Source organism: Sphingomonas sp., from assembly GCF_004799495.1.
Lineage (GTDB): Bacteria > Pseudomonadota > Alphaproteobacteria > Sphingomonadales > Sphingomonadaceae > Sphingomonas.
In genome coordinates, this window is record NZ_SSMY01000002.1 from 244,421 (window position 1) to 269,668 (window position 25,248).

The 25,248-nt window shown below is 65.9% G+C and carries 28 protein-coding genes; 13 read left to right on the forward strand and 15 right to left on the reverse strand.

Going from position 1 to position 25,248, the window contains the following annotated elements; all coding sequences use genetic code 11:
* Positions 1-17: 17 nt before the first annotated feature.
* Entirely contained in the window at positions 18-827 is an 810-nt protein-coding gene (locus E7773_RS02405; protein ID WP_293987601.1) for a ParB N-terminal domain-containing protein, read from the forward strand.
* Here the strand turns inward: E7773_RS02405 and E7773_RS02410 are convergent.
* Entirely contained in the window at positions 787-1,884 is a 1,098-nt protein-coding gene (locus tag E7773_RS02410) for a GNAT family N-acetyltransferase (RefSeq protein WP_293987603.1), read from the reverse strand. The genes E7773_RS02405 and E7773_RS02410 overlap by 41 nt on opposite strands.
* Before the next feature lie 77 nt (positions 1,885-1,961).
* Between E7773_RS02410 and E7773_RS02415 the strand changes: the two genes are divergently transcribed.
* Together E7773_RS02415 and E7773_RS02420 are read left to right on the forward strand one after the other, a co-directional pair.
* Entirely contained in the window at positions 1,962-2,414 is a 453-nt protein-coding gene (locus E7773_RS02415; RefSeq protein ID WP_293987606.1) for a DUF2721 domain-containing protein, read from the forward strand.
* Positions 2,411-2,839 (forward strand): DUF4345 domain-containing protein, encoded by a 429-nt coding sequence (locus tag E7773_RS02420; RefSeq protein ID WP_293987608.1) that lies wholly within the window; start codon positions 2,411-2,413, stop codon positions 2,837-2,839. The genes E7773_RS02415 and E7773_RS02420 overlap by 4 nt, the downstream gene beginning before the upstream one ends.
* On the opposite strand, the gene E7773_RS02425 is transcribed toward E7773_RS02420, so the two are convergent.
* From E7773_RS02425 to uvrB, 5 genes are all read right to left on the reverse strand, one after another.
* On the reverse strand, positions 2,791-4,353 hold the full coding sequence (locus E7773_RS02425) for an amidase (protein WP_293987611.1): 1,563 nt from the start codon (positions 4,351-4,353) through the stop codon (positions 2,791-2,793). The genes E7773_RS02420 and E7773_RS02425 overlap by 49 nt on opposite strands.
* A gap of 424 nt (positions 4,354-4,777) precedes the next feature.
* Positions 4,778-5,242 carry a hypothetical protein gene (locus E7773_RS02430; RefSeq protein WP_293987614.1) on the reverse strand — a complete coding sequence of 155 codons (465 nt, stop codon included), beginning with the start codon at positions 5,240-5,242 and terminating at the stop codon, positions 4,778-4,780.
* 44 nt (positions 5,243-5,286) lie between these two features.
* Positions 5,287-5,436 carry a hypothetical protein gene (locus E7773_RS02435; RefSeq protein WP_146569812.1) on the reverse strand — a complete coding sequence of 50 codons (150 nt, stop codon included), beginning with the start codon at positions 5,434-5,436 and terminating at the stop codon, positions 5,287-5,289.
* Between the two features lie 41 nt (positions 5,437-5,477).
* A complete protein-coding gene (locus tag E7773_RS02440) occupies positions 5,478-5,996 on the reverse strand; it encodes a hypothetical protein (protein ID WP_293987622.1) in 519 nt (172 codons plus the stop codon).
* Positions 5,997-6,062: 66 nt separating this feature from the next.
* Positions 6,063-8,270, reverse strand: a complete 2,208-nt coding sequence (gene uvrB, locus E7773_RS02445; RefSeq protein ID WP_293987624.1) for an excinuclease ABC subunit UvrB — start codon at positions 8,268-8,270, stop codon at positions 6,063-6,065.
* An 84-nt stretch (positions 8,271-8,354) separates the two neighbouring features.
* Here uvrB and E7773_RS02450 point away from each other — a divergent pair, with 84 nt between their 5' ends.
* The 3 genes from E7773_RS02450 to E7773_RS02460 are packed head-to-tail and all read left to right on the forward strand — an operon-like array spanning position 8,355 to position 9,870.
* Entirely contained in the window at positions 8,355-8,948 is a 594-nt protein-coding gene (locus E7773_RS02450) for a DUF3617 domain-containing protein (RefSeq protein ID WP_293987626.1), read from the forward strand.
* Positions 8,948-9,466: a DUF3617 family protein gene (locus E7773_RS02455; RefSeq protein WP_293987628.1), complete on the forward strand. Its 519-nt coding sequence runs from the start codon at positions 8,948-8,950 to the stop codon at positions 9,464-9,466. The genes E7773_RS02450 and E7773_RS02455 overlap by 1 nt, the downstream gene beginning before the upstream one ends.
* Positions 9,467-9,477: 11 nt before the next feature.
* Complete coding sequence (locus tag E7773_RS02460; RefSeq protein ID WP_293987631.1) at positions 9,478-9,870, forward strand: VOC family protein; 393 nt, start codon at positions 9,478-9,480, stop codon at positions 9,868-9,870.
* On the opposite strand, the gene E7773_RS02465 is transcribed toward E7773_RS02460, so the two are convergent.
* From E7773_RS02465 to E7773_RS02490, 6 genes are all read right to left on the reverse strand, one after another.
* Positions 9,867-10,322 (reverse strand): hypothetical protein, encoded by a 456-nt coding sequence (locus E7773_RS02465; RefSeq protein ID WP_293987634.1) that lies wholly within the window; start codon positions 10,320-10,322, stop codon positions 9,867-9,869. The two genes, E7773_RS02460 and E7773_RS02465, sit on opposite strands and share 4 nt — an antisense overlap.
* A gap of 49 nt (positions 10,323-10,371) precedes the next feature.
* Positions 10,372-11,583, reverse strand: coding sequence for an MBL fold metallo-hydrolase (locus E7773_RS02470; RefSeq protein ID WP_293987637.1), 1,212 nt, complete (start codon positions 11,581-11,583; stop codon positions 10,372-10,374).
* Between the two features lie 35 nt (positions 11,584-11,618).
* Positions 11,619-12,965, reverse strand: coding sequence for a methyl-accepting chemotaxis protein (locus E7773_RS02475; protein WP_293988218.1), 1,347 nt, complete (start codon positions 12,963-12,965; stop codon positions 11,619-11,621).
* Positions 12,966-13,072: 107 nt separating this feature from the next.
* Complete coding sequence (locus E7773_RS02480; protein ID WP_293987639.1) at positions 13,073-14,587, reverse strand: fumarate hydratase; 1,515 nt, start codon at positions 14,585-14,587, stop codon at positions 13,073-13,075.
* An 11-nt stretch (positions 14,588-14,598) separates the two neighbouring features.
* Entirely contained in the window at positions 14,599-15,246 is a 648-nt protein-coding gene (locus E7773_RS02485; protein WP_293987643.1) for a glutathione S-transferase family protein, read from the reverse strand.
* Positions 15,243-15,902 (reverse strand): dihydrofolate reductase family protein, encoded by a 660-nt coding sequence (locus tag E7773_RS02490; RefSeq protein WP_293987646.1) that lies wholly within the window; start codon positions 15,900-15,902, stop codon positions 15,243-15,245. The genes E7773_RS02485 and E7773_RS02490 overlap by 4 nt, the downstream gene beginning before the upstream one ends.
* 74 nt (positions 15,903-15,976) lie before the next feature.
* On the opposite strand from E7773_RS02490, the gene E7773_RS02495 reads away from it, so the two are divergent.
* Together E7773_RS02495 and E7773_RS02500 are read left to right on the forward strand one after the other, a co-directional pair.
* Positions 15,977-16,477 (forward strand): helix-turn-helix domain-containing protein, encoded by a 501-nt coding sequence (locus E7773_RS02495; protein ID WP_293987649.1) that lies wholly within the window; start codon positions 15,977-15,979, stop codon positions 16,475-16,477.
* Positions 16,478-16,544: 67 nt separating this feature from the next.
* Positions 16,545-19,184, forward strand: coding sequence for an EAL domain-containing protein (locus E7773_RS02500; protein ID WP_293987652.1), 2,640 nt, complete (start codon positions 16,545-16,547; stop codon positions 19,182-19,184).
* On the opposite strand, the gene E7773_RS02505 is transcribed toward E7773_RS02500, so the two are convergent.
* Together E7773_RS02505 and E7773_RS02510 are read right to left on the reverse strand one after the other, a co-directional pair.
* A complete protein-coding gene (locus E7773_RS02505; protein ID WP_293987655.1) occupies positions 19,181-19,531 on the reverse strand; it encodes a DUF3147 family protein in 351 nt (116 codons plus the stop codon). The genes E7773_RS02500 and E7773_RS02505 overlap by 4 nt on opposite strands.
* Before the next feature lie 4 nt (positions 19,532-19,535).
* Positions 19,536-20,528 carry a phytanoyl-CoA dioxygenase family protein gene (locus E7773_RS02510; RefSeq protein WP_293987658.1) on the reverse strand — a complete coding sequence of 331 codons (993 nt, stop codon included), beginning with the start codon at positions 20,526-20,528 and terminating at the stop codon, positions 19,536-19,538.
* A 415-nt stretch (positions 20,529-20,943) separates the two neighbouring features.
* On the opposite strand from E7773_RS02510, the gene E7773_RS02515 reads away from it, so the two are divergent.
* Both E7773_RS02515 and E7773_RS02520 read left to right on the forward strand, forming a co-directional pair.
* Positions 20,944-22,854: a ribonucleoside-diphosphate reductase subunit alpha gene (locus E7773_RS02515; protein ID WP_293987662.1), complete on the forward strand. Its 1,911-nt coding sequence runs from the start codon at positions 20,944-20,946 to the stop codon at positions 22,852-22,854.
* Positions 22,855-22,920: 66 nt separating this feature from the next.
* Entirely contained in the window at positions 22,921-23,325 is a 405-nt protein-coding gene (locus E7773_RS02520) for a DUF559 domain-containing protein (protein ID WP_293987665.1), read from the forward strand.
* A gap of 74 nt (positions 23,326-23,399) precedes the next feature.
* Here E7773_RS02520 and E7773_RS02525 read toward each other — a convergent pair whose 3' ends face one another.
* Positions 23,400-23,648 (reverse strand): DUF2171 domain-containing protein, encoded by a 249-nt coding sequence (locus E7773_RS02525; protein WP_293987668.1) that lies wholly within the window; start codon positions 23,646-23,648, stop codon positions 23,400-23,402.
* A gap of 62 nt (positions 23,649-23,710) precedes the next feature.
* Here E7773_RS02525 and E7773_RS02530 point away from each other — a divergent pair, with 62 nt between their 5' ends.
* From E7773_RS02530 to E7773_RS02540, 3 genes are read left to right on the forward strand one after another with little or no spacing between them, the layout of a single operon-like run.
* Positions 23,711-23,908 (forward strand): hypothetical protein, encoded by a 198-nt coding sequence (locus tag E7773_RS02530; protein ID WP_293987671.1) that lies wholly within the window; start codon positions 23,711-23,713, stop codon positions 23,906-23,908.
* Complete coding sequence (locus tag E7773_RS02535) at positions 23,905-24,165, forward strand: hypothetical protein (protein ID WP_293987674.1); 261 nt, start codon at positions 23,905-23,907, stop codon at positions 24,163-24,165. The genes E7773_RS02530 and E7773_RS02535 overlap by 4 nt, the downstream gene beginning before the upstream one ends.
* Before the next feature lie 14 nt (positions 24,166-24,179).
* The gene (locus E7773_RS02540) at positions 24,180-25,241 is read left to right on the forward strand and encodes a ribonucleotide-diphosphate reductase subunit beta (protein ID WP_293987678.1); all 1,062 of its coding nucleotides are present in this window, start codon (positions 24,180-24,182) and stop codon (positions 25,239-25,241) included.
* Positions 25,242-25,248: the final 7 nt, after the last annotated feature.

The window sequence follows — 25,248 nt, forward strand, 5'->3', positions numbered from 1 at the left end:
CGTAATACCATCGCATCATGACCGCGCGCCGCAGCAAGCCGAGCTTCGCCAGCCTGCTCCGTTCCGCGTCGCGGCGCGAGGAAGAGGAAGCGCCCGAACCGTTGCCCCTCCCCGGCGCGGATGGTTCGTTTCATGTCGATCCGGCGCGGGTGCGATTGTGGAACGGGCTGGCCGGACTGAGCCCCGAGGAATGCCGCGACCGGATCAACGCGATCGTGCGCGACGGTCAGGCCGAGCCGGTGACGGTGCGCCCGGTGTTCGACGACGCGCATTACGAATATGAAGTGATCGACGGCGCGCGCGATTACGTTGCGGTGCGGCACCTGCGCGAGACCGCGATCCCCGCGCTCGAACTGCTGGTGCGCGTGGCGCTGGTCGACGACGAGGGCGCGGAGCAATTGGCAGGCGCCGGCCGCATGCCCGAGCCGCTGGCGGCGGCGTTCGGCGGCGAAGCAGTACCCGAAGACGTGGCGGCCGATCTTGCCGCGCGCCTCGATGGGCCACTCGGAGCCCTCATCCTCGCGACCGCCGGGCAGATCGCGCGCGCGCAAGACGCACGGCGCGGCGACGGACTGCCGCCCTATCCTCCCGCAGAGGTCATGCGGCTGATCGACGCGATCGGCGAGGAGGAGCTGGCGGCTCCCATCGGCGTGTCGCTCGCGATCGCCGGTGCCGACGGCAAGTCGGTGACGTTCCGGATCGAAGCGGACGATGAACTGCCACCCGACATGCTCGCGCGAATCGTCAAGGCAATGATCGACGGCGCCGCCGCCGACGGCATCGCGGTCAGCTGGACGCCCGACCCGAGCGCCGCCACAGACCGCTGAGCGTCTTCCCCAGCACCGCCGGAACGCCCGGCCGCAGCAACAGCCAGTCGCGGATCGCCGGACCCTTCGTCGCGCCGATCGTGCCCTTGTACCCGCTGTCGCCAGCGCCCCAATCGACCGTCGTCATACCGTCGTAGAGGGCACGCGCGAGGTTGCGGTAATAGAGTAACTTGCCCGGCGAATGCTTGGCGAAGGCGGGATCGTAGCTGTTGGCGATCGCATATTTGAGGGTGCCGAGGTTGAGGTCGAACGAGAAGGTCGCGGGCTCGCCGTCGACCGTCAGCAACGCCGCCGACAGCATCTTCGCAATCACCGGATCGGTCGCCGCCTGACGCCAGAACGCGGCGTGCTTGCCCTTGGTGAACTTGGCATCGGTATCAGCGTGGTCACCGATCCAGCTCTTCTGCTCGACCGCGGCGAGCTGGTCGAACCCACCCGCCAGCAGATCGGCGCCCGACAGGAACCGCCAGTCCAGCGTGCCGTGCTCGGCGAGGTGCTTTTCGTGGAAGCGATTCTTCTTGAGCGTCGAAGCGCGCGGCCAACCGCCTTCCTCTGCCTGCGCGGCGACCATGTCGAGCGCGTAGCTGTCGGCAATAAAGCGGTCGATCACCGCCCAGCCGCGCCGTTTCACCGCCGCGATCAGCGCACTGGTCGCCGGATCGCCGTCGTAGTTCGGTCCGACACGCAGCCCGTTGACCTCCTGCCCGAGCCGATCGACCAGCACGTCGAACGCCGCATCGTCCGCGCCCTCGACTGCGGGAAACCCGCGAAACGGCCGGTAACTGCCCGGCACCATCGCCAACCTCGCCGGCCCCGGTCCGAAACTCGCGAATGGCAGCGCGATCACCGGGTCGCCGTCATTCTCGACGATCAGCGTCCGCGCGCGCAACCCGTAGGCGGCGGTCGCGGCGGCGAACCATTGGTAGCACAGGAAACGGTGGCTCACCGGCGCGGCCTCCGCCACGCGATCGATCAGCGCCGACAGCCCGTCGAACGCGGTCGCGCGCATGACAGGGGGCAGCCGCTGGAAATCGGCGAGCAGCATCGGCTTAGTCATGGCCGCGCTGTACCGCCCAGACATTACCAAGCGGTGGAGGGTTTTCACCGCCGCGCGCAACCGCCATCATGTACGCGATGCAAGTCGCCACCGTTTCGACGATCGCCCAGACGATCCAGCTGTCGCTGTCGCCGGTGTTCATGCTCGCGGGCATATCGGGGCTGCTCAACGTGCTCGCCGGGCGGCTGTCGCGCGTGGTCGATCGCGCCCGCGCGCTCGAGGCGCTGCACCCGCGCTCGACCGGGCCGGAGCACGACCGGCATGTCTGGGAATTGCGGCTGCTCGACCGGCGCATTTGGATCATCAACGCCGCGCTGTTCCTTGCGGTGTCGAGCGCGATCATGACGTGCACCGTCGTAGCGCTGCTGTTCGTCGCCGAGCTCGCCGACCTCAAGTTCGGCACTTATGTCGCGCTGACCTTCATCCTCGCGATGCTGTTCCTGATCGCGTCGCTCGTCGCGTTCATCCTCGAGGTGCGGATGTCGCTGCGCGCGGTGCACATCCGCGCCGAACTGCTCGAGCACAAATGATCGAAAAGCGCCTGCTCCAGGTCGTCGTCGCAATCGCGTGCCTAGTGCCGCTATCCGTCGGCGGGCAGAGCATCCTCCACGGCCCACATTTCCTCGGACATCCGCCGGTCATCCCGGTCGATCTCGACAGCCATTTCCGCTACATTTCGGGGATCTTCTTCGCGGTCGGCATCGCGTTCGCGACGTGCATCCCGGCTATCGAGGCCAAGGGCCCGCGCTTCCGCCTGCTCGGCGCGCTGGTGGTGTGCGGCGGCCTCGCGCGCGTCGTGTCGCTGCTTTCGGTCGGACCGCCGAGCGCCGGACACATCTTCGGCTTCACGATGGAGCTCGGCGCGGTGCCGCTGCTGATGCTTTGGCAGACCGCCTTCGCACGCCGTTACTTGGCGGCTTCGACCTCCAGCCCGGCATCGACGCTCGGCAAGTAACGCGGCGCGACGCGCGCCCTGGACGCTTGCTCGTAGGCATAGCCCGCATTGAACAGCGCCTGCTCGCTATACGCCGGCCCGATGAACGAAATCCCGACCGGCAATCCGCGTACCAGTCCCATCGGCACGGTCAGATTGGGATAGCCCGAAATCGCGGGCAATTCGGACGAGCTCGGGCCGGTATATTGATCGCCGTAGACCGGGTCGCTCAGCCACGCCGGGCCATAAGTCGGTTGGACCAGGATCGTCGCGCCGGCATCCGCCAGCATCTTGTCGATCGCGCCTTTGGCGGCGGCCAGCGACTTGTCGCGCTGCCCCTGGTAAGTCGGCTCGGCGATGCCCTGCGACTTCGCCGCCATGTCGAAGATTTCCTGCGCGAAATACGGCATTTCGGTTGCGGCGTTGGCGGTGTCGAACGCGACGACCTGATCGAGCGTGCGCGCCTTTACCGCTGGCGCGCTCGCCGCGAGATATTTGTCGAGGTCGCTCTTCAGCTCGAACTTGAGCACATCGAACTCGGCATCGCCCATGCCCTCGGTCTTGGGCCGGGTCACGTCGATCAGTATCGCGCCCTGCGCCTTGAGCACCGCGAGCGCCGCGTCGAACTTCACCGCCTCCAGCGCCGGCATATCGGGGCGATAGACCGCGATCCGCACGCCCTTCAGCCCGTTGGTGGAAAGTCCCGCCGCATAGTCCTTGCGGTATTGGTTGGCGTTCGCGGTCGCCGGGTCGGCGGGATCGCTGCCGACCATCGCCGAAAACAGGATCGCGGCGTCGCGCACGCTGCGCGCCATCGGCCCGGGCGTGTCCTGGCTATGGCTGATCGGCACGACATACGTCCGGCTGACCAGCCCGAGCGTCGGCTTGAGCCCGACCAGCCCGTTCATCGACGACGGACATACCACCGACCCGTCGGTCTCGGTCCCGAGCCCCGCCGCGGCGAAGCTCGCCGCGATCCCGGCGCCGGTGCCGCTCGACGACCCGCACGCGGTGCGGTCAAGCGCGTATGGGTTGCGCACCAGCCCGCCGACCGCGCTCCACCCGCTCATCGCCTTGGTCGAGCGGATGTTGGCCCATTCGCTGAGGTTGGTCTTGCCCAAGATCACCGCGCCCTGCGCGCGGAGCAGTGCCACCACCGGCGCATCGCGTCCGGTCCGGTTGTCCTCGAGCGCGAGGCTCCCCGCCGTCGTCGCGACCGGATCCTTCGTCTCGATATTGTCCTTGATCAGGATCGGCACGCCGTCGAGCGGGCCAAGCAGCTTCTTCGCCTTGCGCCGCGCGTCGCTCGCCTGCGCCTCGGCGATCGCATCGGGATTGACCGCGATCACCGCGCGCAAGCTCGGGCCGGCACGATCCATCGCCGCGATCCGCGCGAGATAGGCTCGCGTGATCGCCTCGCTCGACGTGCCCGACGTCATGGCGGCGCGAAGTTGATCGATCGATTGCTCTTCGACGGTTTGCGCGGTCGCCGGGAGCGGCGCGGCAAGCAACAACAAGGCAGCGAGACGGCGCATGGCGATTCCCCTTTCGCCGCACCATCAGCCAAGCGCCCCAAAATGAAAAGAGGCTGCCGGGGATCTCTCCCCGGCAACCTCCTGACATGGTCAGCGGCCGGAAGCTCCAGCCCGGAGGACCATGCGGACCGCTAGTGTTACGGCTGGCGGCGTTGATTGGGGGAGGATGCCCCCCGCACGCCCGACCGGTGGAGGTCTTCCACCGGCGCCGTCACATCAGCGGCGCGTCCCCCGAACGAACTGAACCGACCCCCTTGCTGAACCATGAGACATCGGATCACCTCCTTTCGCTTGTTGAAACGACGTGCCCAAAACTGGGCACGGATCGAATGTGAATCACGGGGATAAGTATTTCAAGTCTTGTAATGCGCGGAGGAATCGACGATTCTCTTTCGCCTTGGCCGCGTCGCTGCGGCACTTCTCCCTACTTTCCGAATGGTTGAGTCTCGGGCGCTTTCTCGTCGGTGGTGAAGTCGAATGCGTAGCGGCCGCCATCGGCGGTCGTTGCCTGGCACGTGATTTCGGTCTTGGCCACGATCAGCGCCGGCGTGCAACGCCCGGTTATGTTCTGTGCGGCGCTCGTCACTTGCGCGGCGGTGTCGCCCGGCCGAACCCCGGTCACCTTGCTCAGCGCGATCCCGTCGGCATCCGGCATGCCGAAGAAACTGACCAGCCCGTCATCGGTCTTCACCGCCATCGACCGCTGGCCGTCGTCGTAATGCAGGCTAAGGATCGCATCGCCGCAATTCATCGTCTTGCCGCTAATCACGAGCAAAGAACAATGCCCGCTTGCAAACGTGATGTCGGTCGGCACGCGCACCAGATCCGGCGCCGCGGCGCTCGCGCCAGCGGCCAATAGTCCGGCAGCGACAATGGTCGAACGGATCATGCGGCGTCTTTCTAAAGCATGGGCACTGCCCAGCCTAGCGCGCCTCAATGATGCTTGAAATACTGCACCTCGCGCTCGTGTTTCTCGGCGCCCGCGCGCGTGTCGAACGTGCCGAGGTTGCGGCGCTTGTGCGTCTTGGGATCGACCTTGCGCGAATAGAGGCGATATTCGCCCGACTTGAGCTTGCGGATCATGGTACTTCTCCTCGCGCGGCAGAACGCGCGAGGACATTAAGCTATCCGCGGCAGTCCTCGATCACGCGACCAATCTCGGCGTGCGGCGGCAGAACCGCCGGCCGCCGGCCGGCCTGTTCGATGACAAACCGCCCACGGCTGAACGTGATGGCATCGAGCAGCGGGTCGCTCGCCGCAAAGCTGACGCCCATGGCGGGCTGATCGCTCCTGAAATTGCCGGTAGGAGCGACGGTCCGCGTCATCGTCGTCGTTCGGATCGTGACCGGTCCCGGCAGGATACCGGTGAGCTCGACCTGACGCCCCGCGCGGTTGCAGCTGATACTGACTACGTCGGCATCGGTATCGAACTGCGCCTGCGTTATTTCGGGCCGTTGCACGTAGCGCCACTGGCCCGGTGTGAACGGCCAGTCGTTCCAATCGCTCGCCAGCGGCAGCGGCGCGGGCGGGAGCCGCACCGGCGGCGGCGCGACGATCGGCGCCGGCCGCACCACCGGCGCGGGCGACGTGGTGCACCCGGCGAGGGCGAGCAGCGTCAGGGCGAGCGGGACGGCGTAGCGCATCGTGCGACCATGGCGGCAGCGGCGCTGCGCCTCAACCCGAAAGCGGCAGATCAGCCCGCAACAGCGTCAGCGCGCCCTTCGCCCACTCCCCGGCATGCCAGCGCGCATCTTCGACTGCTTGCCGTAGCGCGTCTTGCGCGTCCCCGGTTTGCCCTCGTTCGATCGGCCCATGATCGGCGCGCGGTGCTCCTCGTGCGGCAGGCCGAGTTCCTCCGCCTCGAGGCTGCGGATTTCGTCGCGCAGGCGGCCGGCTTCCTCGAACTCGAGGTCCGACGCGGCCTTGCGCATCTTCTTTTCGAGCTCCTCGATGTACGCGCGCAGGTTGTGGCCGACCATGTGCGGGCGGTCTTCGTCGATCTCCACGGTCACCTGGTCGCGGCTTGCGACGTCCTTGATGATGTCGCCGATATCGCGCCTGATCGTCGTCGGGGTGATGCCGTGGAGCGCATTATACTCGCGCTGCTTCTCGCGCCGGCGGTTGGTCTCGTTGATCGCGCGCTCCATGCTGCCGGTCATGCGGTCGGCGTAAAGGATCACGCGCCCGTCGACGTTACGCGCGGCCCGGCCGATCGTCTGGATCAACGAGGTTTCGGAGCGCAGGAAGCCTTCCTTGTCGGCATCGAGGATGCAGACAAGCCCGCATTCGGGGATATCGAGCCCTTCGCGCAGCAGGTTGATCCCTACCAGCACGTCGTAAACCCCGAGCCTAAGATCACGGATCAGCTCGATTCTTTCGAGCGTCTCGACATCCGAGTGCATGTAGCGGACCTTAAGCCCCGCCTCGTGCATGAACTCGGTCAGATCCTCCGCCATCCGCTTGGTCAGCGTGGTGACGAGCGTGCGATAGCCGTTCGCCGCGACCTTTCGGCATTCGTTGATGCAGTCCTGCACCTGGTCCTCGACCGGCTTGATCTCGACCGGCGGGTCGATCAGCCCGGTCGGGCGGATCACCTGTTCGGCGAAGACGCCGCCGGTCTGTTCCATCTCCCACCCGCCCGGCGTGGCCGAGACATAGGTCGTCTGCGGGCGCATCGCGTCCCATTCGTTGAATCTGAGCGGGCGGTTGTCGATGCAACTCGGCAGGCGGAAGCCGTATTCGGCGAGCGTGATCTTCCGCCGATGGTCGCCGCGCGCCATGCCGTTGATCTGGCCGATCGTCTGGTGGCTCTCGTCGACGAACAGCAGCGCGTTTTCGGGAAGATATTCGAACAACGTCGGCGGCGGCTCGCCCGGCAAGCGCCCGGTCAGGAAGCGCGAATAATTCTCGATCCCCGCGCAGCTGCCCGTTGCCGCGATCATCTCAAGGTCGAAGTTCGTACGCTGTTCGAGCCGCTGCAGCTCAAGCAGCTTGCCCTCGATCTCCAGCTCCTTGAGCCGCTCGGCCAACTCGTGCTTGATCGCCTCCATCGCCTGCTTGAGCGTCGGCCCCGGCGTCACATAGTGCGAGTTGGCGAACACGCGGACGTAGTTGAGGCTCGCCACCTTCTTCCCCGTCAGCGGGTCGAATTCGACGATCTCCTCGATATCGTCGCCGAAGAACGAGATGCGCCACGCGGTGTCTTCGTAATGCGACGGGAAGATTTCGAGATTGTCGCCCTTCACGCGGAAATTGCCGCGCGCGAACGCAGCGTCGTTGCGCTTGTACTGGAGTGCCACGAGCTTGCGCACGATCTCGCGCTGGTCGACCGTTTGCCCCTTCTTCAGGTCGAAGATCATCGCCGAATAGGTCTCGACCGAGCCGATCCCGTAGAGGCACGACACCGACGCCACGATAATGACGTCGTCGCGTTCGAGCAGCGACCGGGTGGCGGAATGCCGCATCCGGTCTATCGCCTCGTTCACCGAGGATTCCTTCTCGATATACGTGTCCGACCGCGGCACGTACGCCTCGGGCTGGTAGTAATCGTAGTAGGATACGAAATACTCGACCGCGTTGTCCGGGAAAAAGCTCTTGAACTCGCCATAGAGCTGCGCCGCGAGGATCTTGTTGGGCGCGAGGATCAGCGCGGGGCGCTGCAGCGTCTCGATCACCTTGGCCATCGTGAAGGTCTTGCCCGACCCCGTCACGCCGAGCAGCACCTGGTCGCGCTCGCCCGCCAGCGCCGCTTCGGTCAATTCCTGAATCGCCCCTGGCTGGTCGCCCGACGGTTCGTAATCGCTGACCAGCTTGAACGCCTTGCCGCCCTCCACCTTCGCCGGGCGCTCGGGGCGGTGCGGGATGAACGACTGACCGGTCTCGGGCTCGGCCAGGTTGGTGCGAATCTGGATTGCCATATGCGCGCAATATGGTGACTCTATCGCCCACCCGCAACAAAGCGGGAACGGTCGCGCGAGCCCATTTTTCTCCGGAGAGCCGAAATGCGTAGCCCCGTCCTGATCGCCCCTCTCACCCTCGCGCTCGCCGCGTGCAGCCAGCATTCGAGCACCACCACGACCACCGCCGACGGCAACACGACGACCACGACCACCGCGACCACCGCAACGACGCCCACCACACCGACGACGGCGACCACCACGACCACCACGACCACCGCGACCGGCGCGACCGGCGCCGACGTCCCCAGCGCCGCGTCGCTCGGGCTTCAGCCGGGCAAGTGGGAAACGACGGTCGCGATCCAGGAAATGACCGTCAACGGCGTCAACCGCACCCCGCCGGGTGGCGCCAGCCAGAAAGCCACGTCCTGCCTGACGGCCGAACAGGCGGCGAAGGGACCGGGCGAATTCCTGAAGGCTGCCGGCGGCCAGTGCACTGCGACCAGCAGCAATTTCGGCGGCGGCCGGATGGATGTGGAAATGGCCTGCAAGATGCCGATGGGCATGCTGAAGACGAAGAGCACGGGGACCTACACCCCGACGTCGATGTCGTCCGACGCGGTCGGATCGGTCAGCGGGCGGATGTCGATCACCGAACGGGTCCATACCGAGGCGCGCCGTATCGGCGCGTGCAATTGATGCGCCGCGCGGTCCTGGCCGTCGGAACGGCGGCGATCGTGCTCGCCGGGTGCGCGAAGAGCGGCCCGCCGCCCAAGCGCCAGCCCGGCAGCTGGTCGCAGAAGATCGAGCTCAAGCGGCTCGAAGGCCCGAAGGCCGACGCAATGCGCCCGCGCATGGAGCAGATGCTCGCGATGATGAGCGCGATCTCGCTGTGCGTGACGCCGGAGATGGCGGCGAAGGAAGCGCCGACGCAGGATCTCGACAAATTCGGCGGCGGCCGCGATTGCAGCTTCGACCGGAAATCGGTCGCTGGCGGCAATCTCGACGTCGCGGGCACCTGCAAGGGCGCTGACGGAGCGACGAAGAAACTGACCGCCACCGGCACGCTCGGCGCCAGCGACCAGGACATCGACATGACGGTCGAGAATTACGACGCGACCGGCGCGAAACAGGGCCTAATGGAAATGCGCGTCCATTCGGTGCGCAACGGCGAATGCACCGCGAAGGACATGACCGCGCCCGCAACGGCAATGTGACGGAGGACAGGATGATCGGCTACGCGACGCTCGGCACCAACGATATCGGCAAGGCACAAGCGTTCTACGACGATCTGTTCGAGTCGATCGGCGCCAAGCGAATCATGGAATTCCCGGACAGCGGCTTCACGATGTACGGCACCGCGTTCGACAAGCCCGCGATCGCGGTGACGCCGCCGCACGACGGCAAGGCGGCGACGGTCGGGAATGGCACGATGGTGGCGATCCCGTTCGAGCGGCGCGATCAGGTCGATGCCTTCTACAACCGCGCGATGGAACTGGGCGGCAGCGACGAAGGCGCGCCGGGGTTGCGCGGCGACGAAGGACCGCAGGCCTTCTACGGTGCCTATTTCCGCGATCTGGACGGTAACAAGCTCTGCGCGTTCCGGGTCGGACCGGCCTAACCGACCTTCCGATAGGCCACGCGCCACATCACGGCCGCGATCCCCGCGGCCATTGCCGCCATCACCAGGCTGGTCAGGAAACCGCTCGCCCAGCGGTAGAGCAAGGTGCGCGCGTCCATTTCGGGCATCGCGAACATGCCGTAGCCATAAGTCTGGCCGCCGAGGAACAACACGAACCCGATCGCCGCGCCGAGGATCGCGGCGGCAATCGGCCCGCGCCGCCCCGCCGCATGGAGCAATGCCCAGGGGAGCGCCGCGAGCGCGGTAATCGACAGCGCGGTCATCAGCGACCCGATCGCCAGCCCCACGAGCAACGCACCGACATCGCGGGTGCCAGCGAACACCATCAGCAGCACGCCGATCGCCCCGCCCATCGCGCCGCCCGCGCCGATCGCCAGCCCAACACGGTCGATGCTCGTTTCATAGCGCGTCGGCGCCGGTTGTGTTGCCATGCCCCTTCCCCCGAGTGCGCGACGTCATAGCACCACGCGGCGCGGCGCCTCAAGGCAGCGCGACGGCGCCGGCGGCAGCGAGGCAGCGGAGCAGCGCGTCACGCGGCAACACCGGGCGCGCGGATGGAGCGGCATAGGCCGGGATTTCGACCGTGCGCCCGATCGGAATCGTGCCGAAGCCGCGCTGCCCGGTGCAGCGCTCGGCCGCGGCGAGCAGCTTGGGCGGCGTGTCCCAGCCCTCGTACGACAGGCGGAACGTCCCCCAATGCACGCCGATCGCATGAGCGGCGCCGAGCCGGCGATACACTTCGACCGCATCGACCGGCCCGATATGGCTCCCCGCCGCCATCTGCCCCGCAGTGAAGCGGAACGCGCCGATCGGGATCAGCGCGAGCCGGATCGGACCGTAACTTGCAGCGCGGTCGGCCCATTTGAGGTCGCCCGCGCCAGTGTCGCCCGCGAAGAACAGATTGCCGCCCTTTGGCAGCTTGACGACGAAACTCGACCATAACGCTCGGTTGCGGTCGCTGAACCAGCGGCTGTCCCAATGGTGGCTGCGGTTGGCGATGACGCTGCCGATCCACACCGGCTTCGCCGTCTTGATGCAAAATTCGTCGATCCCGCAGTGCCGTCCAATATCGATCGATCCGCCCCAGTCGAGCGCGTTTGCGGTAACACCCGCTTGTCGCATCACGCTGTCATTGCCGAGCGACGTCACGATCATCGGTGCGTCGCGCTGCCACAGTCGCTTGAGCGTCGCCAAATCCATGTGGTCATAATGATCGTGGCTGACGAGGATGAGGTCGATCCTGGGCAGATCCTCGAACCTTATGCCGGGCTCTGCCACGCGGCTCGGTCCGAACCCCCACGGCCCCGCGCTCTTGCTCCACACCGGATCGGTCAGGATGTTGATACCGTTCGTCTGCACCAGCACGCTGGAATGCCCGACCCACGTCACCAGCATCCGCTCGCCATCGACGCGAGCGGGCGGCTTGGCCGGCGTCACCGCGACGTGCGTGGGCCAAACGGGACGGTTATCGTTGGCGGTCAGGTAGCGCCACATCGTCCCGAAGCCGTTGACCGGCAGCCCGTCGTCACCGTCCGGATTGAAGAAGCGTTCACCATCGAAATGGTCGCTGACCGGCCCGCGATAATAACGCGCGTCGAGGAAATGCGGGACGATCGCGAGCGCGAGACACAGCACGATGACGAGCCATAACAAACCCGTCCCGACCCATTTAACCAGCCTGCCGATTCGCATGGTCGCGCGTCCCACAGCGGGGACGCGGGTTCAAGTCAGCCTTGATCCTCGTAGGCGAATTGCAGGATGCCCCAATGCCGTCCCTGCACCGCGATCGAAGCGATTACTTGCTTGAGCAGCAACACGTCGCCGCCGGCGGTCGTGCGGCGATAGGCCTTGAGGCAGAACGGCTCGGTGATCTTGCACTGCGCCTGCGTCTCGGGGAAATCGAAGATCAGCCCCTGGCGCGAATGTTCAGCGTTCCATTCGTCTTCACCGGGGCGCTGCGGGTGCGCGCGCTCGGGCATCGCGACCGCGCCGAAGCCGTTGCGGTCGGTGAAGGTCATCCCGAAGAACCCGGTATAGCCGCGCGCGGCCTCCTGGTGCGGACGCGCCGCGGGAACGATGACGCGCTGGACGGGGTGGGTATAGAGCGCCGGGTTGCTGCCGGGAATTTGCGCATAGTCGTCGCTAAACAGATCGGCGACGCTGATCTCGCCCGCGGCGAGCGCCACCTCGAGCGCTTCCGACACGGCCTTGGCGGTATCGAGCCCGAAGCGGATATACGGCGAATCGACGATCTCGATCCCGCTTTCGGCAAAATGCTGGAGCATGGCATTGGTGTCGTCGCTGACGCTGGTCAGTCGCTGCGACAGGCGTTGCAGGCCGTCGGCATTGCCGGTCGAATTGTTCGCAAGACTGCCCAGCCCCGTGCGGATGTTGCCCACCGATTCGACCATATAGCCAATCGAATCCGCGACCGCCTCGCTATTGTCGGAGAGGCCGCGCATCAGCGTCGACAGCCGCCCGACCAGCGCCTCGATATCGCGCGTGCCGGCGTGTGCCGACTGCGCCTTCTCGACGCCGTGCGCGACGCGGTCGAGCATCCCCGACGCCTCCCCGGTCAGCGCGCGGATCGACTGTTCGATCTTCTGCGTCGCGGTCGCGGTTTCGTTGGCGAGCTTCTTCACTTCGCTCGCGACGACGGCGAAGCCGCGGCCCGCATCGCCCGCGCGCGCCGCCTCGATCGTCGCGTTGAGCGCGAGCAGATTGGTCTGGCTGGCGATCCCGCTGATCACGCTGGTCACATGCGCCACGGTTTCGAGCGCGTCGTTGAACCCCCCGAGCGCGGCATGGATATGGCTGACCTGATCGATCAGTTCGACGACGTTGACCGTCGCGTTCGACAATTGCCGGCTCGAATCGTCGATCACGCTGCGCGCGGCGCCGGCATTCTGGCGCGCTTCGTTCGCCGCGGTCGCGATGCTCTCGCCATTCTCGGCCAGCCGGACCGCGTCGCCGCCGATCGCCTCGATCGTCGCGGCCTGATCGGTCACGCGGGCCGCGATCTCGGTAATGTCCGCCTGCAGGTCGAGCGTGCGGATGCCGAGGTCGCCCGACATCCGGGCCGCGGTCTGGACGGTTTGCGCGATGTCCAAATGAAACCCCCTGGAAAATCAGGGAAACGCGTAGGGACTGACGGTTAACTTATGTTTAGCGACGATCCGCGTCAGGCAAGGAGCTTTTCGCGCGCGATCCTTTCCTTCCACACCAAGGGCGCAAGCTGGTGGACGTTGTTGCCCTCGCTGTCGACCGCGACGGTGACCGGGAAATCCTTCACCTCGAACTCGTAGATCGCTTCCATCCCGAGGTCCTCGAACCCGACGACCTTGCTGCCCTTGATCGCGCGCGCGACGAGGTACGCCGCGCCGCCGACCGCCATCAGATACGCCGACCGCGCTTCCGCGATCGCCGCGGTCGCATCGGGCCCGCGCTCGGCCTTGCCGACCATCGCAAGCAGGCCCTGGCCGAGCATCATGCGGGTGAACTTGTCCATGCGGGTCGCCGTTGTCGGACCTGCCGGGCCGACCACTTCCGCGCCGACGGGATCGACCGGGCCGACATAATAAATCACGCGGTCCTTGAAGCTTACGGGGAGTTCTTCACCCTTCGCGAGCATATCGGCGATGCGCTTGTGCGCGGCGTCGCGGCCGGTGAGCATCTTGCCGTTGAGCAGCAGCCGGTCGCCCTGCTTCCAGCCTCGCACCACCTCGGGCGTCAGCGTGTCGAGATCGACGCGAATCGCGGCGCTGTCGGGTTGCCAGTCGACCTTGGGCCATTCGTCGAGCTTGGGCGCTTCGAGGAAGCTCGGGCCCGACCCGTCGAGCGTGAAATGCGCGTGGCGCGTCGCGGCACAGTTCGGGATCATCGCCACCGGCTTGCCCGCGGCGTGGCACGGTGCGTCCTTGATCTTGACGTCGAGGATGGTCGACAGCCCGCCCAGCCCCTGCGCCCCGATGCCGAGCGCGTTGACCTTGTCGAAAATCTCGATCCTAAGCGCCTCGATGTCGTTTTTCGGCCCGCGCGCTTTCAGCGGCCCCATGTCGATCGGCTCCATCAGCGCCTGCTTCGCCAGCAGCACGCAATGCTCCGCCGTCCCGCCGATCCCGATCCCGAGCATCCCCGGCGGGCACCAGCCCGCGCCCATCTGCGGCAGCATTTCGATCACCCAGTCGACGATGCTGTCGGAAGGGTTCATCATCTTGAACTTCGACTTGTTCTCCGACCCGCCGCCCTTCGCCGCGACATCGACCGAGACCTTGCTGCCCGGCACCATGTCGACGTGCAGCACGCACGGCGTGTTGTCCCTGGTGTTGCGGCGGGTGAAGGCGGGGTCTTCGAGCACCGACGCGCGCAGCTTGTTCTCGGGATTCAGATACGCGCGCCGCACGCCTTCATCGACGACGTCCTGCAAGCTGCGCGACGTATCATCCAGCCGGCAATCCATGCCCCATTCGACGAACACGTTGACGATCCCGGTGTCCTGACAGATCGGCCGATGCCCTTCCGCGCACATGCGGCTGTTGGTCAGGATCTGCGCAATCGCGTCTTTCGCTGCCGGGCCTTGCTCGGCCTCATATGCTTCGCCCAGCGCGTGGATGTAATCCATCGGGTGAAAGTAGCTGATGAACTGCAGCGCGTCGGCGACGCTCTCGATCAGGTCGGTGGCGCGGATGATGGTCATGGGCGTGGCGCTTAGTCCCGCCCTTCCGGCGCGCCAAGCGGGAACATGTGTCGGTAAGGCCGCGCCTCGTCGAGCGCGCGGGCATAGCTGGGCCGCGCAAGCAGCCGGTCGCGATACGCCCAGACGTTTTTGTGCTGCTTCGAGATCGCGTGGGTCCAGTCGGCGTAGAGCAGCGCGGGCGCCGCCGCGCAGTCGGCGAGGCTGAACGCGCGGCCCGCAGCCCATTCGCGCCCGGCCATCCAGCCGTCGAGCCAATGATACGCCGCGTCGAGCTGGCCGCGCAGGCGTGCCTCATCCGCCTGATCGCGACCGATCGCGGTGCCGACGATGCGCTGGAACGGAGTTTCAAAGTAATTGTCAAACATGCGGTCGATCAGGCGCACCTCAAGCGCCGCGTCGCGGTCGGCGGGGATGAACCGCGTCGCGCCCGGATAGTGGGTGTCGAGATATTCGATGATGACCGTCGATTCGGGCACAACGCGCTCTCCGTCGGTCAGCACCGGGAACTTGCCGAGCGGGGCCAAGGCGGCAAACGTGCTAGCCGCCGGCTCGCTGCCGTCGAGCATTGCGAAGTCGAACGGCGTATCGTTTTCATACAACGCCATCGTCACCTTCTGGCAGTAGGACGACAAAGGGTGCGCGTAGAGCTTGAGCGTCATTTCCCTCCTCCCGAATCTTTCATCAGCACGACATGCATCGCGTGCGGGCTGTTGACCTGTTCGGTTACGCTGAACCCGAGCGCCGGCAAGTCGATCCCGTCGAACATCTTCTCGCCGCTGCCGAGGAACACCGGCGACACGGCATAGTGCAGCTCGTCGATCAACCCGGCTTGCAGATATTGCCGGACGGTCGACACGCCGCCGCCGATCTTGACGTCCAGAGCGCCCGCCGCGGCCTTGGCCTGATCGAGCGCGCTTTCGATACCGTCGGTGACGAAGAAGAAGGTCGTCCCGCCGGCCATTTCGATCGGATCGCGCGGATGATGCGTCAGGATGAAGGTCGGCGCGTGGTACGGCGGGTTGTCGCGCCACCAGCCCTTCCAGTCGGGCCCACCCCAATCGTCGCCCGCCGGGCCGAACATGTTGCGGCCCAGGATGAACGCGCCGAATCCGCTCATCGCCCTGGCGCCGTAATCCTGGTCGATGCCGTCGCTGCCGCCTTCCCGGCCCACCATTTCGTTGAAAAAGCGCGTTCCGAAAAACCATGTGTGCAGTTCGGGCCCGCGCTTGCCGAGCGGATTGGCGAGGCTCTGCTCGGGGCCAGCGCCGAATCCATCGATCGACACCGAAAATGCGCCGACCCTGACCTTGCCCATCGTCCTTCTCCCCAACCGATTGCGAATCGAAATCAGTTGCTTTTTCCACAACCGCAGGCATATTGCAACCGGTTATGCCGCTTTCGCTCCCAGATGCCAAGTCGGGCTGTCCGATCAACCTGTCGATACAAGTGCTCGGCGACCGCTGGAGCCTGATCGTCATCCGCGACATGATGTTCGGCAACCGCCGGCATTTTCGCGAGCTGTTGGGGCAATCCGAAGAAGGGATCGCGTCGAACATATTGGCGGATCGCCTTAAGAAACTGACCGCGGCCGGGCTGCTGACTCGCGCCGATGACCCCAGTCACAAGCAGAAGGCGATCTACAGCCTGACCGAGCCGGCGATCCAGCTGCTCCCGGTGCTCGCCCATCTCGGTGCGTGGGGCCGGCGGCATTTGCCGACCACGCCCGCCCTCGCGATCCGCGCGCAATTGCTCGAGAAAGGCGGGCCGCCACTGTGGGAGGATTTCATGGCCGAACTGCGCCACGCGCATCTCGGCACGCCGCTGCCCCCTGAGCACGAACCGGTCTTGCCACGACTGACCGCCGCGTACGAGGCACTGGCCGGCCGCTGACGAGCGACAGAATCTTTTAATCGTCCCGTGCAAGCACTTTCTAACACCTTGGCCGTAAGGCGAGCCTATGTCGCTGCGCCGCAACCCGTCGACCACCGATACGCCACGCTCGATCTGGGGCGCGCTGGGACTCAACGCCGACCCCGCGCCCGAAGTCACCGACAGCCGCCTAACGCGCCTGGCCGAAGTGTCGGCGATCTGGCCATTCGTGCTGTTCGCGCAGATCCTCGCGCCGGCCAGCGTCGCGCTGGTCGTGCACCATACCGGCCACGACGCGCTGCTGTCCGATGTCGCGACGCGCGGTGGGTTGATCCTGCTGATGTCGCTGGGCGCGCTCGTGCAACTCAAGCTCCCGCGTGCGCGCGAATGGCCGACGCAGATGCAGGTTCGCACGCTGACGTTCGCCGCCGCGGGCATCGGTGCCGGGCTGTTGTGGCTGTTGCCGCTGCTGACGACGGCGCAGCTCACCCAATTCCACGTCGCCGGTTTCGTGGCCGTGTTCGCCGCGGTCACGATCACGGCGATTGCGATTCATCCGGTGCGCGCCGCCACCCTGTCCTACGCCGCCACGCTGGGTGCGATGGTGATGTTCCGATCAGGAATCGCGCTTCCCTCGGCGGTTGCCGTGCTCGCCTTCGTGACGCTGATCGTCGCCACGGTGCGGCTCGCGCGCGACGACCAGAAGACCACCGAGCGGCACGGCGCGAACACCAATGCCGGACGCCTCGCCGAACAACTCGTCCGCGAGGTCGAGGAGCATGGCGACGGCTGGTTCTGGCAGACCGACCGCCACGGCTATTTCACCTATCTGTCGTCGAAGGTCGCACGCGAGTTCGAACGCCAGGGTACGCTGACGCACGGCGCGAAGCTGATCGAGACGTTCCGGGTCGACGCCGAATCGGGCGACACCGAACGCACGCTCAATTTCCACCTCTCCACGCGCACCTCGTTCTCCGATTATTCGGTGTGCCCGGCCACCGGCGACGAATGCGATCGCTGGTGGTCGATCTCGGGGCGGCCCGTGGTCGACGACCTCGGGCGATTCCAGGGCTTCGTCGGGTCGGGCCGCGACTTGACCGAAAAGCGCCGCTCGGATGCAGAGATCACGCGGCTCGCCTTGTTCGACGGGCTGACCGGCCTCGCCAACCGGCAGCGCATGCGCGCCAGCCTCGACAAGACGCTGGCGCCGCAATCGGGCACCGGCACCACAGCCTTGTTCCTGCTCGACCTCGACCGGTTCAAGGCGGTCAACGACACGCTCGGCCATCAGGTCGGCGACGCGCTGCTCAAGCAAGTCGCGCAGCGGCTGCAACGCGCGGTCGGCGAGGCCGGGCTCGTCGGGCGGCTCGGCGGCGACGAATTCAAGGTCGTGCTGCCGGGCATGGGCAATCGCGAAAAGCTCACCGAGCTTGCCAACACCGTGATCAACGCGGTGTCGCAACCCTATTTCATCGAAGGCTCGTCGATCTCGGTCGGCTGCTCGATCGGTATCGCGATCGCGCCCGAGGACGGCGGCGATTCGGAGACGCTGACGCGCAACGCCGACATCGCGATGTACGCGGCGAAGGGCGACGGACGCGGCATCCACCGCTTCTTCCGCACCGAATTGCTCGAGGGCGCGAAGAGCCGCAAGCTGCTCGAGGACGATCTTCGCACCGCGCTCGCGAGCAACCAGTTCCACGTCGCCTACCAGCCGGTCGTCTCGACCGAGGGCGCGCGGATCGTCGGGTTCGAGGCGCTGATCCGCTGGGACCACCCGACGCGGGGGAGCATCAGCCCGGCCGAGTTCATCCCGATCGCCGAGGAGGCGGGGCTGATCGAGCCGATCGGCGAATGGGTGCTCAGGACCGCGTGCCGCGAGGCGGCGACCTGGCCCAACCATGTCCGCGTCGCGGTCAACGTGTCGCCGATCCAGTTCGCCAACCCCGCCCTGCCGGCAATCGTGACCTCCGCGCTGGCATCGTCGGGACTCGCGCCGCAGCGGCTCGAGCTCGAAATCACCGAAGGCGTTTTCGTCAACGAAACAGCGTCTTCGGAACAGATGTTCAAGTCGCTCAAGGGGCTCGGCGTGCGCCTGGCGCTCGACGATTTCGGCACCGGCTATTCGTCGCTCGGCTATTTGAAGAAGGCGCCGTTCGACAAGATCAAGATCGACCAGAGCTTCGTGCGCGGCGCCGCCGTCCCCGGCAATCGCAACGCCGCGATCATCAAGGCGATCGTGACGCTCGCCAACACGCTCTACATGGAAACCACCGCCGAGGGCGTCGAGCACCAGGACGAGGTCGAGCTGATCCGCGAGCTCGGCTGCAGCCACATCCAGGGGTTCGTCTACGGCAAGGCCGCGCGGTGCGAGGAAGTGATCCGCCAGCTCGAGGCATCGGGCGGGGTCGCGGCACCGCAAGGCTTCAAGGTCAGCCGCAGCCCGCGCACGCGGATGCTGCGCACCGCGCAACTCGACCTCGGCAGCGCGCGCGGCGAAGTGCGGATCCGCAACATCTCGTCGAGCGGCGCGCTGGTCGACGGGATCGAATTTCCGGGCGAACCGCGCGGTGTCGACGTCATGATCGAGCTGCTCGAAGGCCAGATGTTCCCGGCCACGGTGCGCTGGGCGAAAGACGGCAAGGCGGGCCTCGAATTCGCAGAGAATTTCAACCTCGAACGGTTGAACGCGGTCGCGCCGAATCGCGGCTTGCGTAAAGCAGGCTAGAGGCTGAGCCCGAACCGCGGGCCGATCCACACCATCATCGTATACAGCGCGACGGTCAGCGCGCAGCCCAGCGCCAGCGCCAGCCAGAAGCTCGCGCCGCGGTTGAGGAGGGCGGGGATCAGCAGGAACATCGGCAGCGACGGCAGCACGTACCAGAAGGTCGCACCGGCGTGGCGCGCCATGTTCGCCGCGTCGGGCTTCTCCCCCCACAGCCAGATCATCCCGAGCACCGATACCAACGGAAGCGAAGCGATCAGCGCGCCGAACCCCGGATAGCGCTTGGCCAGCGTCGACGCGATCGCGATCAGCACGCCGGATATCGCGGCCTTGAGAATCAGATAGAGCATCGCGTCAGATCCAATCCCGCTCGTCGGGCCAGTGCATCGGGTACATCGTGACGTATTGCGCCAGCCGCGGCCGGTCGCTGGTATTGGCGCTGGCGCCGTGCGGAATTTCCTGGCGCCAGATGACGAGGTCGCCGGCGCCGGCGGGGACGGTCACCGCCTCCCCCGACAGATCGATCTGGCGCGGGTCGGCCCCGCCGAGCGATTCGAGCCAGCCCTCCGCCAACCGGCGATGAAAACCGGGCACGACCTGGAGCGCGCCCTGATCGGCGACGGTGTCGGTGAGGTACAGGATTCCGCCGGTCTCGAACGGTATCGGCGGCGCCAGGCTGATGTCCCAGTGCAAATGCGGGCCGGGGAAGGCATAGCTGCCCGTCACCGGCGGGTTGAAGCTGAGCCGGTCGGTCGACGCGATCAGGTCCGCGTGACCGTACAGTTGCGCGAACGCCTTGTGGACGCGCAGCGAGCGGCGCGGCACGTCCATCGCCGGATGCTGGAAATGCTGGACCATGATGCCGTTGGTACGCGGGGCGTACCAGGTCGCGGAGTCGCCCGGCGTCGCGCCGAGGATCGCCCAGAGATGCTCGGCGATCGCCCTCGCTTCGTCGCGAGTCACGGCGTTGCGGAGCACGATCACGCCGTCGCGCTCCCAAGCCGCCAGCTCGTCAGCGCCGAACACCGGTTCGGCCGCCATCACCGCAGCTTGGCGCGCGACCTCGGCAGCGGGCGGCGGCGCGCCTTCATACCAGGCATGGTAGCGTGCGATCCCAGCCGGATCGGGCGCGCCCGCGGTCGCGACGATCCAGTCGGCGAAGTCATCGAACCCCGGCCGCGCATCGCCGAGATGGCGCATCACCTGCTCCAACCCGACGCCGAGCACATCGAGCAAGGTCCGCGTCGGCGGCGGCCGCGAATCGCGCGGGCCGGCGAACATCGTCGTGCGGGCCCACACATCGTGGAGCCCTGGCACGTCCCGAACATCGCGGCGCTCGTCGATCATCGCCGATGCCGGACCACAACCGGTTGATCGGGTCCATCCCGGTACGTGAAAATTTTTCACCGTTCCGCGTTCGTTCGCTTGCGTTTCCTGTACCCCGCGCAAATCCGCGCGTCGCGGCGAATGGACCGGTTCGGCCGTTCCACGAACCGAGTCAAAATAGCGACGAACCGAGTCATTAAAACGTCATTTAGCATATTGCGTTGAAGCGCGGTTGGGCACAATCTGTAGAGGTTCAGTTCGGGGGCGAACCCAAGCACTGGTAGAGATCGAACCGAGATACTATATCCCGGTAACGGCTTTTCCGTGCCTGATGCACAGGCTGTGGACACTTTATGTTCTTGGCCACCGACCCCCGGGTGGTAGCATGGGGGTTCGCCCCCGAGTCGATAGCAAAAGCGTTGAGCAGGGGCGGATGATGGACTTCAGAGACACCGAAGGAACGGGCGAAAACATGGCGACCGACGCGATCGAGGCGGCTGCCCCGGCCAAGCTCAAAAAGGCTGCGAAGCGCGATTCGAAATCGGTCGCGCCGCAGCCCTATGCGCTCGAGGTCGATCATTCGCGCGACGCGTTGCTCACCGATTTCGGCAAGGACACGCTGCAGGACCGCTACCTGCTCCCGGGCGAATCGTACCAGGATCTGTTCGTCCGCGTGGCGTCCGCCTACGCCGACGACGCCGCGCACGCGCAGCGCGTCTACGACTACATCTCGAAGCTGTGGTTCATGCCCGCCACCCCTGTCCTGTCGAACGGCGGCACCGGGCGGGGTCTCCCCATTTCGTGCTTCCTCAACTCGGTCCCCGACAGCCTGACCGGCATCGTCGATACGTGGAACGAGAATGTCTGGCTGGCGTCGCGCGGCGGCGGGATCGGTACCTATTGGGGCAGCGTCCGCGGGATCGGCGAGCCGGTCGGATTGAACGGCAAGACCAGCGGGATCATCCCGTTCGTTCGCGTGATGGACAGCCTGACGCTGGCGATCAGCCAAGGCTCGCTGCGCCGCGGGTCGGCCGCCTGTTACCTCGACATCAGCCACCCGGAGATCGAGGAATTCCTCGAAATCCGAAAGCCTTCCGGGGATTTCAACCGAAAGGCTCTGAACCTCCACCACGGCGTGCTGATCCCCGACGCGTTCATGGAAGCCGTCCGCGACGGCGGCGAGTGGATCCTGCGCAGCCCCAAGGACGGCAGCGAGCGCGGCACGGTCGATGCGCGCGCGCTGTTCCAGAAGCTTGTCGAAACGCGCCTCGCGACGGGCGAGCCGTACATCATCTTCGCCGACCACGTGAACCAGAACATGCCGCGGCACCACCGCGAGCTGGGGCTCAAGGTCTCGACCTCGAACCTGTGCAGCGAGATCACGCTCCCGACCGGCAAGGATCACCTCGGCAACGAGCGCACCGCGGTGTGCTGCCTGTCGTCGCTCAACCTCGAGACGTGGGACGAGTGGAACAAGGCGGAAGGCTTCATCGAGGACGTGATGCGTTTCCTCGACAACGTGCTGCAGGACTATATCGACCGCGCCGAGCCGGGGATGGAAAAGGCGGCGTACTCGGCGATGCGCGAGCGCTCGGTTGGCTTGGGCGTGATGGGTTTCCACAGCTTCCTGCAAGCGCGCGGGCTGCCGTTCGAAGGCGCGATGGCGAAGTCGTGGAACATGAAGATGTTCAAGCACATCCGCGCGGCAGCAGACGCCGCGTCGATGGCGCTGGCGGTCGAGCGCGGCCCCTGCCCCGACGCGCACGACCGCGGCGTGATGGAGCGCTTCAGCTGCAAGATGGCGATCGCGCCGACCGCGTCGATCTCGATCATCTGCGGCGGGACGAGCGCGTGCATCGAGCCGATCCCGGCGAACATCTACACGCACAAGACCTTGTCGGGCTCGACCTCGGTCAAGAACCGCTATCTCGAAAAGATCTTCATCGAAAAGTCGAAGAATTCGGACGCGGTGTGGAACTCGATCCTCGAACATGGCGGGTCGGTCCAGCACCTCGACTTCCTCAGCCAGGAGGAAAAGGACTGCTTCAAGACCAGCTTCGAGATCGACCAGCGCTGGCTGATCGAGCTCCAGGCCGACCGCACGCCGTTCATCGACCAGTCGACCAGCCTCAACCTGTTCATCCCGGCCGATGTCGAGAAATGGGACCTCCTCATGCTCCACTTCCGCGCATGGGAGCTGGGGGTGAAGTCGCTCTATTACCTGCGCTCAAAGAGCGTCCAGCGCGCCGGGTTCGCGGGCGGGGTCGAAGCCGACAACACGATCGAGGCGCCCAAGTTCGAACTGGGCGAGTCGACGGATTATGACGAGTGCTTGGCGTGTCAGTGAGCGGCTAAATTCCCTCTCCTTCTAGGAGAGGGAGGGAGGCGCGAAGCGCCGGAAGGGTGAGGACAGTTGCGCCTCTACGCAAATCAGCCGGTGGGAACGGTTCCCCGCGCCCGGCAACTCCGCCGCGACGCGCCCGAACCCGAACGCCGGTTGCTGCGGACATTACGGGAGGCGTTTCCGGATTTGAAATGGCGGCACCAGGTGCCCGTCGGTCCATTCGACGCCGACGTCCTGTGCTTTTCCGAAAAGCTGGTGATCGAGGTTGACGGCGACACGCACACCGGTCGCGAAACGGCAGATGCCGCGCGGACCGCGTTCATCGAAGGCGAGGGCTTCCGCGTGATCCGATTCTGGAACAGCGATGTGATGAGGAACATCGATGGCGTGTTGGAGGCGGTCCAAAAATCCCTCTCCCATCGGGAGAGGAAGGGAGGCCCGCAGGGCCGGAAGGGTGAGGGCAGTAGATCGTGACCGTCCCGACCCTGCCCTCACCCCGCGGCGCTGACGCGCCTTGCCCCTCTCCCACAGGGAGAGGGGCTGTCGGGTCACCCGTTGGCTTCTTCCTCGAACGTCACCGCGACGTCGGCGTTAGCGCTCAAGCGCACCTTGTCGCCCTCGACGCCGGCGATCAAGCCGGTCGAGATGTAATGGTGGTGCCCTTCGTGGCTCCCCTGCCCGCTGTCCTTCTTGGTCAGCTTGATGCGGTCGCCGTCGACATGGTCGACCGTGCCGACATGGACGCCGTCGGCGCCGATGACTTCCATATGTTCCTTGATTCCGCTCGTGTCGGCCATGGATTGGCTCCTTTGGGGTTGATGGTTCCGGATGCGAAACGCGCGAGCGCGGAGTTGGTCGCATGAGCTGGGCGCCGCTCATCATGTATATCGTCGCGGGCGCGCTGATCCTCGCCGGGATCGTCGCGATTGTCGCGATCCGCGGGAGCAGCGAAGGCGCAGTCTATGCGCGGCGCATCCTGGTGACGATGCTGCTCACGCTCGGCGGCATCCTGGCGTTCTTCGCCTGGTCGATGGCGAGCTGGGGGCCGGGACGATGAGCGGCGCCCTCCTCCTCGGGATCATTTCGCTCGTCGTCGCCACCGACATCGGGCTGGCGTTGCTGTTCATCGCGCAGGCCAACCGCGCCGAGAGCGAGATGGGCGCACCGCTGCCTGCCGCCGGCGCGCCCGACCCCGCGGCACAGCGCAAGACCGCGCGCCTGCTCCTTGTTACCGCGCCGCTCATCTGGCTCGTCGTCGCCGCTTTGTCGTTCGGGATCGTCCCCGTCGATGGTATCGTACCCGTCAAGTTCTAGACCCGGAGTCGTCCATGTCCCTTCTCGAAGCCCGCAAGCAGTACAAGCCGTTCGAATACCCCTGGGCGTTCGAGTTCTGGAAGCGCCAGCAACAGCTCCACTGGCTGCCCGAGGAAGTGCCGCTGGGCGAGGATTGCCGCGACTGGGCGCAGAAGCTCAACGACACCGAGCGCAACCTGCTGACCCAGATCTTCCGCTTCTTCACCCAGGCCGATGTCGAGGTGCAGGATTGCTACCACGACAAATACGGCCGCGTGTTCAAGCCGACCGAGATCAAGATGATGCTGACCGCGTTCAGCAACATGGAGACGGTGCACATCGCCGCCTACAGCCACCTGCTCGACACGATCGGCATGCCGGAGAGCGAATACGGCATGTTCCTCGAATATGCCGAGATGAAGGACAAGCACGATTATCTGCAGCAGTTCGGCGTCGACAACGATCAGGACATCGCGCGCACGCTGGCGATGTTCGGCGGGTTCACCGAGGGCGTCCAGCTGTTCGCCAGCTTCGCGATGCTGATGAACTTCCCGCGCTTCAACAAGATGAAGGGCATGGGGCAAATCGTTAGCTGGTCGGTGCGCGACGAGAGCCTGCACTGCGAAGGCATCATCCGCCTGTTCCACGCCTTCGTGAAGGAGCGCGACTGCCTGACCAAGGCAGTGAAGGACGACATCGCCGACCAGTGCCAGACGACGGTCCGGCTGGAGGACGCGTTCATCGACCTCGCGTTCGAACAGGGCCCGGTCAACGGCATGGCGCCCAGGGACATCAAGAAATACATCCGCTACATCGCCGACTGGCGGATGGGGCAATTGGGCATGAAGCCGATCTTCATGATCGACGAACACCCCCTGCCCTGGCTGACCCCGCTGCTGAACGGTGTGGAGCACGCCAACTTCTTCGAACAGCGCGCGACCGAATATTCGAAGGCCGCCACGCGCGGGCAGTGGAACGATGTGTGGGATTCGTTCGACAAGCGCCAGAAGGCGAAGGCTGGGCCAGCGGCTAACGAGGATGCTGGGGCGGGGGACGAGGGGGATATGTTCGATAAGGCGGGGATTGCGGCGGAGTGAAACGAGG